The 13,258-nt window shown below is 70.8% G+C and carries 11 protein-coding genes; 10 read left to right on the top strand and 1 reads right to left on the bottom strand.

The window, feature by feature from the left end; all coding sequences use genetic code 11:
* The first annotated feature begins 27 nt into the window (after positions 1-27).
* The 8 genes from ABZ490_RS27880 to ABZ490_RS27845 all read left to right on the top strand — a co-directional run bounded on the left by ABZ490_RS27880 (position 28) and on the right by ABZ490_RS27845 (position 10,322).
* Positions 28-1,275: an ROK family protein gene (locus tag ABZ490_RS27880; RefSeq protein WP_358995420.1), complete on the top strand. Its 1,248-nt coding sequence runs from the start codon at positions 28-30 to the stop codon at positions 1,273-1,275.
* A 274-nt stretch (positions 1,276-1,549) separates the two neighbouring features.
* Entirely contained in the window at positions 1,550-2,812 is a 1,263-nt protein-coding gene (locus ABZ490_RS27875) for a sugar ABC transporter substrate-binding protein (RefSeq protein ID WP_358995417.1), read from the top strand.
* Between the two features lie 21 nt (positions 2,813-2,833).
* On the top strand, positions 2,834-3,799 hold the full coding sequence (locus tag ABZ490_RS27870) for a sugar ABC transporter permease (protein WP_358995415.1): 966 nt from the start codon (positions 2,834-2,836) through the stop codon (positions 3,797-3,799).
* Entirely contained in the window at positions 3,796-4,680 is an 885-nt protein-coding gene (locus tag ABZ490_RS27865; RefSeq protein WP_358995413.1) for a carbohydrate ABC transporter permease, read from the top strand. The genes ABZ490_RS27870 and ABZ490_RS27865 overlap by 4 nt, the downstream gene beginning before the upstream one ends.
* A 12-nt stretch (positions 4,681-4,692) precedes the next feature.
* Entirely contained in the window at positions 4,693-7,563 is a 2,871-nt protein-coding gene (locus tag ABZ490_RS27860; protein ID WP_358995410.1) for a glycoside hydrolase family 2 TIM barrel-domain containing protein, read from the top strand.
* A gap of 152 nt (positions 7,564-7,715) precedes the next feature.
* Positions 7,716-8,711, top strand: a complete 996-nt coding sequence (locus ABZ490_RS27855) for an ATP-binding cassette domain-containing protein (protein ID WP_358995408.1) — start codon at positions 7,716-7,718, stop codon at positions 8,709-8,711.
* A 68-nt stretch (positions 8,712-8,779) separates the two neighbouring features.
* A complete protein-coding gene (locus ABZ490_RS27850) occupies positions 8,780-9,514 on the top strand; it encodes an ABC-2 family transporter protein (protein ID WP_358995524.1) in 735 nt (244 codons plus the stop codon).
* A 1-nt stretch (position 9,515) separates the two neighbouring features.
* A complete protein-coding gene (locus tag ABZ490_RS27845) occupies positions 9,516-10,322 on the top strand; it encodes an ABC-2 family transporter protein (RefSeq protein ID WP_358995405.1) in 807 nt (268 codons plus the stop codon).
* A 9-nt stretch (positions 10,323-10,331) separates the two neighbouring features.
* On the opposite strand, the gene ABZ490_RS27840 is transcribed toward ABZ490_RS27845, so the two are convergent.
* Positions 10,332-11,018 carry a TetR/AcrR family transcriptional regulator gene (locus tag ABZ490_RS27840; RefSeq protein WP_358995403.1) on the bottom strand — a complete coding sequence of 229 codons (687 nt, stop codon included), beginning with the start codon at positions 11,016-11,018 and terminating at the stop codon, positions 10,332-10,334.
* 163 nt (positions 11,019-11,181) lie between these two features.
* On the opposite strand from ABZ490_RS27840, the gene ABZ490_RS27835 reads away from it, so the two are divergent.
* A complete protein-coding gene (locus tag ABZ490_RS27835) occupies positions 11,182-11,826 on the top strand; it encodes an NAD(P)H-dependent oxidoreductase (protein WP_358995401.1) in 645 nt (214 codons plus the stop codon).
* A gap of 11 nt (positions 11,827-11,837) precedes the next feature.
* Entirely contained in the window at positions 11,838-13,247 is a 1,410-nt protein-coding gene (locus ABZ490_RS27830; RefSeq protein WP_358995398.1) for a DHA2 family efflux MFS transporter permease subunit, read from the top strand.
* Positions 13,248-13,258 lie beyond the last annotated feature (11 nt).

Here is a 13,258-nt window from a genome sequence, read left to right as displayed (position 1 = left end):
CGGTGCCGGGGCGGCGAAGGGAGCTCGATGAAGCGCGGCACATCACGGGACATCCGCACCGCGAACCGCTACGAGGTGCTGCGCCAGATCATCGCCTCCTCGCCCACCTCCCGGCAGGAGCTGGCGGCCGCGACCGGGCTCTCCCTCGCCACGGTCGCCACGCTGGTCGGCGAGCTGCTCGACCTCCGCATGATCACGGAGGTCGGGTTCGAGGACTCGGCGGGTGGCCGCCCCCGGGGCCTCGTGGCCGTCAACGCGTCGGGGGGCGCGTTGATCGGTGTCGACATCGCGGAGACGTACGTCCATGTCGAGCTGTTCGACCTGGCGCTGAACGTGCTGGCCCGCGCCGAGGAGAACATGCGCCCCGGCGAGAGCCGCCCGGAGCAGGTGGTCGGGCATGTCGCGGCGGCCGTCGGCTCGGTGGTCGCGCAGGCCGGGGTGGACGCGGCGCGGGTGCTCGGGGTCGGGGTGAGCGTGCCGGGTCAGGTGGACCGGGACACCGGTATCGCCGAGTACGCGCCCAACTGGGACTGGCACGAGGTGCCGTTGCTCGACCTGCTCTCCGAACACATCGCGTATCCCCTGTACCTGGACAATCCGCTGCGGGCCAGCGCGGTCGCCGAGCTGTGGTTCGGGGCGGCGCGCGGCCATGGCGACGCGGTCGTGGTGAACCTCGGCACGGGCGTGGGCGCGGGTCTCGTCCTGGGCGGCGGGCTGCACCGGGGGGTGAGCAACAGCGCGGGCGAGTGGGGGCACACCACCCTGGTGCTCGACGGCCGGCTGTGCCGTTGCGGCAATCACGGCTGTGTGGAGACGTACGTCGGCGCGCTCGGGATCATGCAGAATCTGCGCGAGATCGGCCCGCGGAGCCCCCTGTTGCACCCGGGGGACCAGACCGCCACCATCGACGCGCTGGCGGCCGGGGTCACCGCGGGGGACGAGGTGGCCGTCAAGGTCGTCCGGGACACGGCCCGTTACCTGGGCGCCGCCGTCGCGGTCCTGGTCAACGTGCTCAATCCCGAGGTGGTGGTGCTGAGCAGCTGGGTCGCGGCCCGGCTCGGCGAACCCCTGCTGGAGGAGGTGCGCGAGGCCGTCGCCCGGCACGCGCTGAAACGGCCGCTGGCCGCCAGCCGGATCGTCCTCTCCGCGATCCCCACCGACCCCGTCTGCCTGGGAGCGGCGACGTTCGCGCTCGAAGGGGCGCTGCAGCGCGTCGGGCAGCGGAGCGCCAAGCGCCCCCTGCCGGCCAGGAGCCGTACCGCGCCCGCCTCGTGAGCCGAGGGCCGCCGGCCCCTGACACCGGCGGCCCTCAACCCCCCTTCCCCGCGCCCGCGTTACCCATGCGCAGGTGCCCTACACCCTGTCCTCCGGCGCGCCCGGGAGGGTGTCCGTTCGTCATCCCGAACCGATCACAACGCTTCGAACAGACTTCGTCCAACCCCTTGCCGAAGCCTTAGCCGAAGGTTAACGTCCCGCTCCGCGACAGGAATTGAGCCACCTGACGCAGATCCACCGAGCCGTAGCCGTACTTCGAGACAAGGACGTCAGCATGTCGGCAATGAGCAACAACTGGTCCCGTCGTTCCCTCTTCCGGGCCGCTGCGGGCATGGCCGCGGCCGGCACCCTGGCCGCGTGCGGTGGCAACAACGGTCGCGGCGGGAGCAGCGGTTCGGGCAAGAACCTCGTGCAGTACTTCCACGCGTACGGCGAGGCCGGCGTCGAGCAGGCCGTCAAGCGGTACGCCAAGGCCTACAAGGGCGCGAACGTCACCACCCAGTGGATCACCGGCTCCCAGTTCGAGCAGAAGCTGTTCCCCGCGCTGCTCACCAAGAACGCGCCCGACGTCTTCGAGTTCCACCCGCAGATCCAGCTCGTCAAGAGCGGTCAGGTGGCGGACCTGACCGACATCATCGAGCCGGTCAAGGACGACTTCAACCCGGCCGACATCAAGTCGCACACGGTCGACGGGAAGATCTACGGCGTCCGGATGATCGACGACCCGCAGTTCTTCTTCTACCGGCCCTCGCTGTTCGAGAAGGCGAAGATCGAGGTGCCGCAGACCCTGGAGGAGCTGATCGAGGCCGCTGCCAAGCTCAAGACCAGCAAGGTCAAGGGCGCCTTCCTCGGCAACGACATCACCCCGGTGCAGAGCCCGCTGATCTGGTCGGCCGGCGCGGACACCCTCACCGACGACAACAAGGTCGCCTTCAACACCGACGCGGTCGCGGAGGGTCTCAAGCAGCTGCGTGGCCTGTTCACCAGCGGCAACCTGCTCCTCGACGCCCCCGCCGACTGGTGGGACCCGTCGGCCTTCACCCAGGGCCTGACCGCGATCCAGTGGTGCGGCATGTGGGCCATGCCGACCATGCAGCAGGCGCTCGGCGACGACATCGGCATCTTCCCCTTCCCGAAGGTCGGTTCGGCGGGCAGGCAGTCGGTCACCAACGGCGGCTGGTCGATGTTCGTCAACGCCAAGGGCGACAACGTCGAGGCGGCCAAGGAGTACGTCAAGTGGCTGTGGATCGAGCAGAAGAAGTACCAGGAGGACTTCGCCACCTCGTACGGCTTCCACATCCCGCCGCGCACCTCGATCGCCCAGTCCGCCACCAAGCTGAAGTCCGGTCTCCCGGCCGAGGGCGTGAAGCTCTTCAACGAGTTCGGCCACTTCGACAACATCGGCTGGACCCAGGCGATGATCTCCGCGGTCAACGACGTCATGGCCAACTCCGTCCGTAAGAACGGCGATCCGAAGGCCCAGCTCGACGCCGCCCAGAAGAAGGTCGACGCCGAGCTGACGAAGCTGTTCGGCTAGGCCCGCAGGACGGATCACGCCATGTCGACCGCCACCCCACAGCAGGTCGCCCAGCCCGCCCCGGCCGAGGTCCCCAGGACCCGGCCGCGGCGGGGCCTGCGGGCGAGCAGCACCTTCAACTTCTGGCTCTTCACCGGGCCGTTCCTCATCGGCCTGGTGATCTTCGTCTTCGTGCCGATCGTCTGGAGCATGTACCTCAGCTTCTTCGAGGCACGCTTCACGGTCACCCCGAGCGAGTTCGTCGGTTTCGCCAACTACAAGCAGATCCTGACCGACACGGACTTCCGCAACTCCCTCGTCACCTTCACCGTGTTCGCCGCGTTCATCGTGCCCGCCACCTGGGCCCTCTCGCTGGGCCTGGCGCTGCTGGTCAACCGGCTGCGGTTCATGCGGGCGTTCTTCCGGTCGGTGTTCTTCCTGCCGACCGCGTGCAGCTATGTCGCCGCCGCGCTGATCTGGAAGATGTCCATCTTCAACGGCGTCCGCTTCGGCCTGGCCAACACCGTCCTCGACTGGTTCGGCGTCGAGAACGTCGCCTGGCTCGCCAACCCCGATCCGCCCTGGTACTGGCTGGTCATCGTGACCGTCCGGCTGTGGCTCCAGTCCGGCTTCTACATGATCCTGTTCCTCGCGGCGCTCCAGAACATCCCGCAGGAGCTGTACGAGGCCGCCGCCATCGACGGCGCCAAGCCGGGCTGGCAGACCTTCCGGTACATCACGCTGCCCCAGCTGCGGGCCACCTCCACCGCGGTGATCCTGCTCCTGCTCGTCGCCGCCTACCAGGCCTTCGACGAGTTCTACAACCTGCTCTCCAAGACCACCTGGGGCCAGCCGCCGCTGGTCGAGCTGTACAAGATGGCGCTGGGCGAGAACCAGAACTACGGCGCGGGCAGCGCGGGCGCCGTCGTGCTGACCCTGCTGATCTGCCTCGTCACGCTGCTGCAAGGGAAGTTCATGGGCTTCGGACGGGGTGAGGAGTCCAAGTGACCACCACAGCACCCGACTTCAAGAAGGACACCGCGCCGGTCAAGGCCAGGCGCGGTGGCGGGGTCCTCGGCAACACCGGTCTGTACGTGGCGACCGGCATCGCCGGGCTGCTCTTCCTCATCCCCTTCTACCTGATCGTCCGCAACGCGCTGATGACGGACCAGGAGATCACGGGCGAGGAGTGGAAGTGGTTCCCCACCGACATCCAGTGGGGCAACCTCACCGAGCCGTTCGACGACACCACGGTGGACTTCGCCCACGCCATGTGGAACTCCGTGGTCGTCGCCGTCCTGCACACCTCGGGCATCCTCCTGCTGTGCTCGCTCGCCGGCTACGGCCTCGCCCGCATCCCGTACCGGCACGCCAACAAGGTCTTCTACGCCGTGCTGGTCACCCTGATGGTGCCGACGGCCGTGACCTTCGTGCCGAATTTCGTGCTGGTGTCGTCGCTCGGCTGGGTGGACAGTTACCGAGGTCTCATCATCCCGGGCCTCTTCAGTGGTTTCACCTGCTTCCTCTTCCGGCAGTACTTCCTGGGGTTCCCCAAGGAGCTGGAGGAGGCGGCGCGGGTGGACGGGCTCGGCTACTGGGGCGCCTACTGGCGTGTCGTCGTGCCGAACTCGCTGAACTTCTTCGCCGCGATCGCCACGATCACCTTCATCAACGGATGGAACTCCTTCCTGTGGCCGCTGGTCATCGGCCAGGACCCGAGTGCCTGGACGGTGCAGGTCGCGCTGTCGTCGTACATGACGAACCAGACGGTCAACTACCACCTGATCTTCATGGCCACGGCCATTTCCATCCTGCCCCTGCTGCTCGTGTTCCTCTTCCTCCAGCGCTGGCTGGTGCAGGGGATCGCCCAGACCGGTATCAAGGGCTGACCTAGGAGACCGATGTCCTTCCGCACCACCAGCAGCTACGTCGAGGACGTGTCGCCGGGCAGCGGGGCGCTCGCGCCCCGCGCCTGGTACACGTCCTCGGACGCGAAGTATCTCTCCCTGAACGGGAGGTGGCGCTTCCGGCTGTCGCCGACGGCGGACGCCGAGGACGACTCGTTCGCCGCGGAGGGATACGACGCCGGGGACTGGGCCGAGGTCGCGGTCCCCGGCCACTGGGTCCTTCAGGGCGAGGGCGCCTTCGGGGCGCCGATCTACACCAACCATCTCTATCCGTTCCCGGTGGACCCGCCCCGGGTGCCGACCGAGAACCCGACCGGCGACCATCTGCGGGTCTTCGACCTGCCGGCGGACTGGCCCGCGCTGTCGGACGGCGGCGCGGTCCTGAGGTTCGACGGGGTGGAGTCCTGCGCCCGGGTGTGGCTGAACGGGACCGAGCTCGGCGAGTTCAAGGGCTCGCGGCTGGCCCACGAGTTCGCGGTCGGCGATCTGCTGAAGACCGCCGACAATGTGCTGGCGGTACGGGTCCACCAGTGGTCGGCGGGCTCCTACCTCGAGGACCAGGACCAGTGGTGGCTCCCGGGCATCTTCCGTGATGTGACCCTGCTGCACCGGCCGGCGGGCGCCGTGCGCGACTTCTTCGTGCACGCCTCCTACGACCACGTCACGGGTGAGGGCACCCTGCGCGTCGACTCCGACGTCGACGGGCGGGTGGCCGTGCCCGCTCTCGACATCGATGTCGCGACCGGGGAGCCGGTCGCCGTGGCGGTCGAACCGTGGACGGCGGAGACGCCCCGGCTGTACGACGGCGTCCTGACGACCGAGGGCGAACGGGTGCAGCTGCGGATCGGCTTCCGGACGGTGGAACTGGCCGACGGACTGATCAAGGTCAACGGCAGGCCGGTCCTCTTCAAGGGCGTCAACCGGCACGAGTGGCACCCGCGCCGGGGCCGCGCCCTGGACCTGGAGACCATGCGCGAGGACGTGCTGCTGATGAAGCGGCACAACGTCAACGCGGTCCGCACCTCCCACTACCCGCCCCACCCCGCCTTCCTCGACCTGTGCGACACGTACGGGCTGTGGGTGATCGACGAGTGCGACCTGGAGACCCACGGCTTCGTCGAGCAGGACTGGCGGGACAACCCCGTCGACGACGACCGCTGGACCCCGGCCCTCCTGGACCGCGCCGCCCGTATGGTCGAGCGCGACAAGAACCATCCGTCGGTGGTGATCTGGTCCCTCGGCAACGAGGCCGGCACCGGTCGCGGTCTGACCGCGATGGCCGAGTGGATCCACGCCCGCGACACCTCCCGCCTCGTCCACTACGAGGGCGACCGGAACTGCCGCGACACCGACATGTACTCCCGGATGTACGCCTCCCACGAGGAGGTCGACCGGATCGGCCGGGACCTGGACGGCGGCACCGGCAAGCGGCGCGGACTGCCCTTCCTGCTGTGCGAGTACGCGCACGCGATGGGCAACGGGCCGGGCGGACTCGCCGACTACCAGCGGATCTTCGAGGCGCACGACCGCGTGCAGGGCGGCTTCGTCTGGGAGTGGATCGACCACGGCATCGAGCACCCCACGTTCGGCTACGCGTACGGCGGTGACTTCGGCGAGGAGCTGCACGACGGGAACTTCGTCTGCGACGGCCTGCTCCTGCCCGACCGCACCCCCTCCCCCGGCCTCACCGAGTTCAAGAAGGTGATCGAGCCGGTCGCCGTCGAGGGCTGCGGCGACGGCACGGTCCGCGTCACCAACAAGCAGGACTTCGCCGGTCTGTCGGCGCTGGCCTTCACCTGGTCCTTCGAGGCCGACGGCGAGACCGTCGCGTCGGGGAGCCTGCCGGTGCCCGCGCTCGCGGCGGGCGAGTCGGCGGAGGTGAAGCTGCCGCAGCCCCCGCCGGACGTCCCGGCGGGCGCGGAGACCGGCTGGACGGTGCGCGCCGTGCTCGCCGAGGACACCGCCTGGGCCGGTGCCGGGCATGTGGTGGCCTGGGGCCGACTGCCCCTCGCGGCCCGGCCCGTCCCCTCGGTCGCCGCGACCGCCCGCCCGGTGGCGGAGGGCGGACGGATCACTCTCGGTCCGGCCGCATTCGACGCTCGCACGGGCGCCCTGCGCGCCATCGGTCCCGTGGCGGTGACCGGTCTGCGCCTGGACGTGTGGCGGGCGACCACCGACAACGACGACGGCACGGACTGGCAGTCCAAGGTCCGCTCCAGCACGCTCTGGCGCGAGCTGGGCCTGCACCGGATGCGGCACCGCCCGGACGCGGTGGAACTCGGCGACGACACGCTGACGGTACGGACGCGGGTGGCGCCGGCGGCCCGCGAGGTGGGACTGTCGACGGTATACACCTGGCGGTCGGACGGCGACCGTCTCCAGCTGACCGTCTCCGTCACCCCCGAGGGCGACTGGACCGTACCCCTGCCCCGGCTCGGCGTGCGCTTCGGACTGGCCGAGGCCGACGCGGTGACCTGGTTCGGCGGCGGGCCCGGTGAGGCGTATCCGGACAGCAGGACGGCGTCGGCGGTGGGCCGTTGGCAGTCGACGGTGGATCGTATGCAGACGCCGTACGTGCGTCCGCAGGAGAACGGCGCCCGCGCCGACGTCCGCTGGGCGGAGCTCGGCGGACTGCGCATCGAGGGCGACCCGGAGTTCTGGTTCACCGCCCGCCGCTGGACGAGCGAGCAGCTGGACGCCGCCCGGCACCGCACCGATCTCACCCCCGGCGACACGGTCTGGGTCAACCTCGACCACGGCCAGCACGGCCTCGGCTCCCAGTCCTGCGGCCCCGGCCCGCTGCCGCGGTACGTCCTGCACGCGGAGCGGGCCACGTTCTCGTTCGTGTTCACGGCCACCGGATGACCGCACTCCGGTCAGCCCCGGGTCAGGCCCCGGTCGGACTCCCGTCGATTAATCGATTGACCATTTGATCGACATTCCGAGAATGTATGGACCTCTCCCGCGGCCGTGCCGGCCTCCCGCCGGCCGGCCGCGCTTCACTGGAGGTTGAACGAGTGAGCGGCACCATCCAGGTGCGCGGTCTGTCCCGCACCTTCCACACCACTGTCCGCCGCCCCGGGTTCGCCGGAGCCCTGCGGTCCCTGGTCAACCCGGAGCGGGTGGCCAAACACGCGGTCAGTGACATCACCTTCGACGTGGACTCGGGCGAACTCCTCGCCCTGCTCGGCCCGAACGGCGCCGGCAAGTCCACCACCATCAAGATGCTCACCGGCATCCTCACCCCCAGCTCCGGCGAGGCCCGGGTCGCGGGGGTGGTGCCGTACCAGGACCGCGAGCGCAACGCCCGCAACATCGGGGCGGTGTTCGGACAGCGCACCCAGCTGTGGTGGGACCTGCCGGTACGCGAGTCCTTCACCATCCTCCGGGACATCTACGAGGTGCCGAGGGCCGAGCACAGCGCCCGGCTCGCGGAGTTCGACGACCTCCTCGCGCTGTCCTCCTTCTGGGACACCCGGGTCCGGCACCTCTCCCTCGGTCAGCGGGTGCGCTGCGATCTGGCGGCGGCGCTGCTGCACGACCCGCCGGTCGTGTTCCTCGACGAACCGACCATCGGCATGGACGTGGTGGTCAAGGAGCAGGTCCGCGAGTTCCTGCGGTACCAGGTCGAAGAGCGGGGCCGTACCGTCCTGTTGACCACGCACGACATGACGGAGGTCGAGCGGCTCGCCGAGCGGGTGGTGCTGGTCAACCACGGCCGGCTCGTGCTGGACGGCACCCTCGACGACATCCGCCGCAGGTTCGGCTCCACCTGGCAGGTGCGGGCCACGCTCACCGACCCGCACGCCGAGGTCCTGCCGCTGCCGGGCATCGCGGTGGTCCGGCGCGAGGGGGCACGGGTGGTGTTCGGTCCGGACGGGTCCGCCGCGCCGACCGTGCACCAGGCGCTGAAGTCGGTCATCGAGCGGTACGAGGTGACGGACATCGCGCTGGACGAGGCCGATCTCGAGGACGTGATGCGGGCCGCCTACATCCACGCGGAGGCGGCGTGACGACGACCGTGCCCGCCTGGCGTGCCGCCCGGGTCACCCCGCTGGGAGAGCTGCACGCACCGCCCCGGATGACGGCGGTCCTGCTCCGGCTGACCGTGCAGGTGGTGCTGGTGGCCTCCCTGTGGCACGGCCTGTACTCCCGCACCGGCACCACCGCGGGACTCGACGAGGGGCAGGCGGTCACGTACGCCGTCCTCGCCGTGCTCGCGTCCCGTATCCGGCAGCTGGACCAGTACGCCGGCCGGGACAGCGTGATCCAGCACATGCACTACGGCACCATCGTCTACTGGTACCTGCGTCCGCTGCCGCCGCAGCGCTACTACGCCCTGCGCGCCCTCGGCGAGCAGCTGTACGGCTTCGCGTGGGCGCTGGCCGGGTACACGGTGTGCCTGGCGGCCGGGGTGGTCGACCCGCCCCGGTCGGCCGCCGTGGCGGGGGTGTTCGCGGTCAGTCTGCTGCTCGGCCAGCTGGTGCTGTACTACGTGATGCTGATCCTGGACCAGCTCTGCTTCTTCACCATCCGCAACAACTCCGCGATGCTGATCCTGATCTTCGCGCAGAACCTGCTGTCCGGGGTGTACGCGCCGTTGTGGTTCTTCCCGGACTGGTTCCTCACGCTGAGCGGCTTCCTGCCGTTCCAGGCGACGCTGAGCGTGCCGCTGTCGATCTACATCGGGCGGATCGATCTGTCCGACGCCGTGGTCCAGTTGGCCGTGCAGGCCGGCTGGGTGGTCGTGCTGGCGCTGTTCACCCGCTGGGTGTGGCGGCAGGCCGCGCGCCGTGTGATCTCGCAGGGAGGCTGAGATGTCGCTGAAGTCCCTGCGCATCGTGTGGCGCATCACGCTGCTCAACATCCGTTCCTCGATGGAGTACCGCTCCGAGTTCCTGCTGAACATCGCGATCGGCGCGATCTGGCAGGTGTCGGTGATCGTGTTCGCGACCGTGCTGCTGACCCGGTTCACCGGGATGGGCGGCTGGGACAGTTCGGAGGTGCTGCTGATCCCGGCGATCCGGATGCTCGCCCACGGTCTGATGGTGCTGCTGCTGGGCCGGGTGCACTTCATCGGCCGGCAGATCCAGGAAGGGAAGATCGACGTCTATCTGCTGCGCCCCATGCCGGTGCACCGCCAGGTCCAGCTCGCCTACTTCCCGACCAACGCCATCGGCGATCTGACGGTGGCGACGGGCCTGATGGTGGGCGCGCTCGGCCGCAGTCAGCTGGACTGGACGGCGGGCCGGATCTCGTACCTGGTCGCCGCGGTCGTGGGCGGGATGCTGCTGGAGGCCGCGCTGTTCACGGCGGTGGCCTGCGCGGCGCTGCGCTTCCCGGCCGCCGACTACTGGAGCGGCTGGCTGGAGGAACTCCTCGGCACCTTCGGCAGCTACCCGCTGAACGTGCTGCCGCGGGCGGTCGGCGGTCTGCTGACGTACGGCCTTCCGCTCGCGTTCGTCGCCTACTTCCCGGCCGCGGTCCTCACCGGCCACGGGCATGACACCGGCGTCCCCTACTGGCTGGCCGCGGCCTCCCCCGTCCTGGGCGTCCTGGCGTATCTGGGCTCACGGCTGCTGTGGCGGTGGAGCCTCGGGAAGTACACCGGGGTGAACGGCTGACACCCGGCGTCACGGCGTCCGGTACGCCCGGACGAACACGGCGACTCCCCCGACGACCAGGCGTTCCGTCTCCTCCTGGGGCACGGGGAGCACCCCGTAGTGGGACCGCTGGGTGAGGGTGTGCGAGATCAGGGCCATGAAGTGCGCGGCGGCGAGGGGGGCGTCGCCGCGCAGGTCGAGCAGACCGGCCTCGGCGAGGCCCGCGAACGCCTCGGCGAGGGCCTCGCCGGCCGGGCCCGGGCCGGCGTCCCGCCAGGCCTGGAGCACCTCGGGCGGCACATGGTCGGCCTCGGCGTGGATGTGCCGGACCAGCGCGAAGTGGTTCGGGTAGTCGTCCATGAGCCCGACGAAACTCCGGGCGAGCGCGACGAGATCGCGCTCGAGGTCCTCGGGGCGGGGCGGCCGTCCGGGGGCCAGTACGGCGTGCAGCCGGGCGATCTGGGCGTCCTTGACCTCGCCGGACGTCCAGGTGACGACCGTGCGGAACAGCTGTGCCTTGCCGCCGGGGAAGTGGTTGTAGAGGGTGCGCGTCGACACCCCGGCCTCGGCGGCGAGCGCGTCGACCGAGGCGCGCGCGTACCCCTCCCGCCCGAAGACCGTGCAGGCGGCGCCCGCCATGGCGACCCATTTCTCCAGTTTCCGGGGCGAGTAGTCCCGTCGCGCCGCCTCCATCCACGCGTCGTTGGTACCGCCCACCGCGTCTCCTCCCGTCCTCACCTGCCCCCATCCTCACGCACGCGCCGACGAATAACAACGAGCGTTGTAATTTCTACAACGCTCGTTGTACTTTCTGGGTGTCAGGCCGTAGGGAACGGCCGTCCCGCCCCCGAGGGGGCCGAGGAGAACAAGGGGGACACCCATGCCCGTCGACACCGCCGTCACTCCCGCCGCCACCACCGCAGCCGCCGCCCAGGAGGAGACCCCCTTACGGGTCGCCGTCGTCGTCGGCAGTGTCCGCGAGGGCCGTCAGGGCCGAAGGGTGGCCGAGTGGTTCCTCGGCGCCGCGGCCGCCCACGACGGCCTGGACCTGGACGTCGTCGACCTCGCGGACATCGACCTGCCCCTGGTCATGCCGGGCTGGGGGACGGCCCCGAGCCCCGCGGCCGTGGCCGCCCTCGCGGACGTGTCGCCGCGGCTGGCCGCCGCCGACGCCTTCGTGGTGGTCACGCCCGAGTACAACCACAGCTTCCCGGCCGCGCTGAAGAACGTCATCGACTGGCACCACACGCAGTGGCAGGCCAAGCCGGTCGGGTTCGTGTCGTACGGCGGACTCGCGGGCGGCGTGCGCGCGGTGGAGCAACTCCGGCTGGTCTTCGCGGAGTTGCACGCCACGACCGTACGCGACGCGGTCAGTCTGCACGGCCCGTGGTCCGGGCTCGGGGAGGACGGCCGCCCGCGGGACGCCGCCGTCTGCGAGGGTGCGGCCAAGGGCATGCTCGGCCAGCTCGCCTGGTGGGGACGGGCCTTGCGGGCGGCCCGCCGGGCCCACCCCTACCAGGGCTGAGGGCGGCCGCCATGACCACGGCACGGTCCGTGGACACGGCGCCGGGGGCCGAGGCCGCCGCCGTCCTGAACCGCACCCTCCTCGTCGTCGTCATCGGCTCGCTGATGTCGGTGCTGGACGTCACCATCGTCAATGTCGCGCTGCGCAGCCTGTCGGAGGCGTTCCACGCCCCGCTGGAGACGGCCCAGTGGACGGTCACCGCGTACACGCTGGCGCTGGCCGCCGTCGTGCCGACCGCCGCCTGGGCGATGGCGCGGCTCGGCACCCGGCGCACGTATCTCGTCGCGCTCGTCCTGTTCACCCTCGGGTCGCTGCTCGCGGCGTGCGCCTGGGACATCGTGAGCCTGATCGTGTTCCGGGCGCTGCAGGGGCTCGGCGGCGGCCTGTTGATGCCCGTCGGCATGGCGATGGCGATGGGGGCCGCCGACCGGGAGCGGTACGGCCGCACGATGGCCCTGCTCGGACTGCCGGTCCTGGTCGGCCCGGTGGCCGGGCCGGTGCTCGGCGGCTGGCTGCTCGACACACTGACCTGGCGCTGGCTCTTCCTGGTCAACCTGCCCGTCGGAGCGGTGGCGTCGGTGCTCGCGGCGAAGCTGCTGCGCCCGGACCCGCCCCGTGGCACGGCACCGGCGCCCCGGCTCGACGTGCCCGGTCTGCTGATGCTCTCCCCGGGGCTCGCGCTGCTGCTGTTCGGGCTGGCGCACGGCGCCGAGCGCGGCGACTTCGCCGCACCGGCCGCGCTGGTGCCCACCCTGACCGGCGCGGCCCTGACCGCCGGCTTCGTGGGGCGCGCGCTGTCGGTACGGCACCCGCTGCTGGAGCTGCGGCTGCTGACGGACCGCGCGTTCGGCGCGGGCATCGCCACCCTGGCGCTGTTCGGCTGCGGCTACTTCGGGTCGATGCTGCTCGGTCCGATGTACTGGCAGCAGGTGCGCGGCTGGAGCCCGACGGCGACGGGGCTGCTGGGGGTGCCGGTCGGACTCGCGGTCGGGACGACCATGCAGGTCGCGGCGCGGAACATCGACAAGGTGTCCCCGCGGCGGCTGATCCGGGCCGGGATCGCGGTGGGCGCCCTCGGCATGGCGCTCACGGGCCTGGCCCTCGGGACGCCGGAGGTGCCCGCCTGGCGGTCGGTCGCCGCCTCGGTGCTGCTGGGGGTGGGCGCCGGGATGGTGCTGATGCCGACGATGACGACGGCGAGCCGCGACCTGCCGAAGGAGCGGCTGGCCGCGGCGACCACGGCGCTGAGCATCAACGCGCAGGTGAGCTCGTCGGCCGGCACCGCGCTGGTGTCGGTGGTGCTGGGCTCGGCGGGCCTGGATCCGGCGGGCTTCCGCACGGCCTGTCTGGTGGCCGCCGCGCTGCTCGCGCTGGCGCTGCTCCCCGCGACGGGACTGCCCGCCCGGAAACGGTCGGGGTGAACGGCCGCGTG

The sequence above is a fragment of the Streptomyces sp. NPDC005811 genome (assembly GCF_040630405.1).
GTDB lineage: Bacteria > Actinomycetota > Actinomycetes > Streptomycetales > Streptomycetaceae > Streptomyces.
This window is presented reverse-complemented; position numbering and strand designations above follow the sequence as displayed.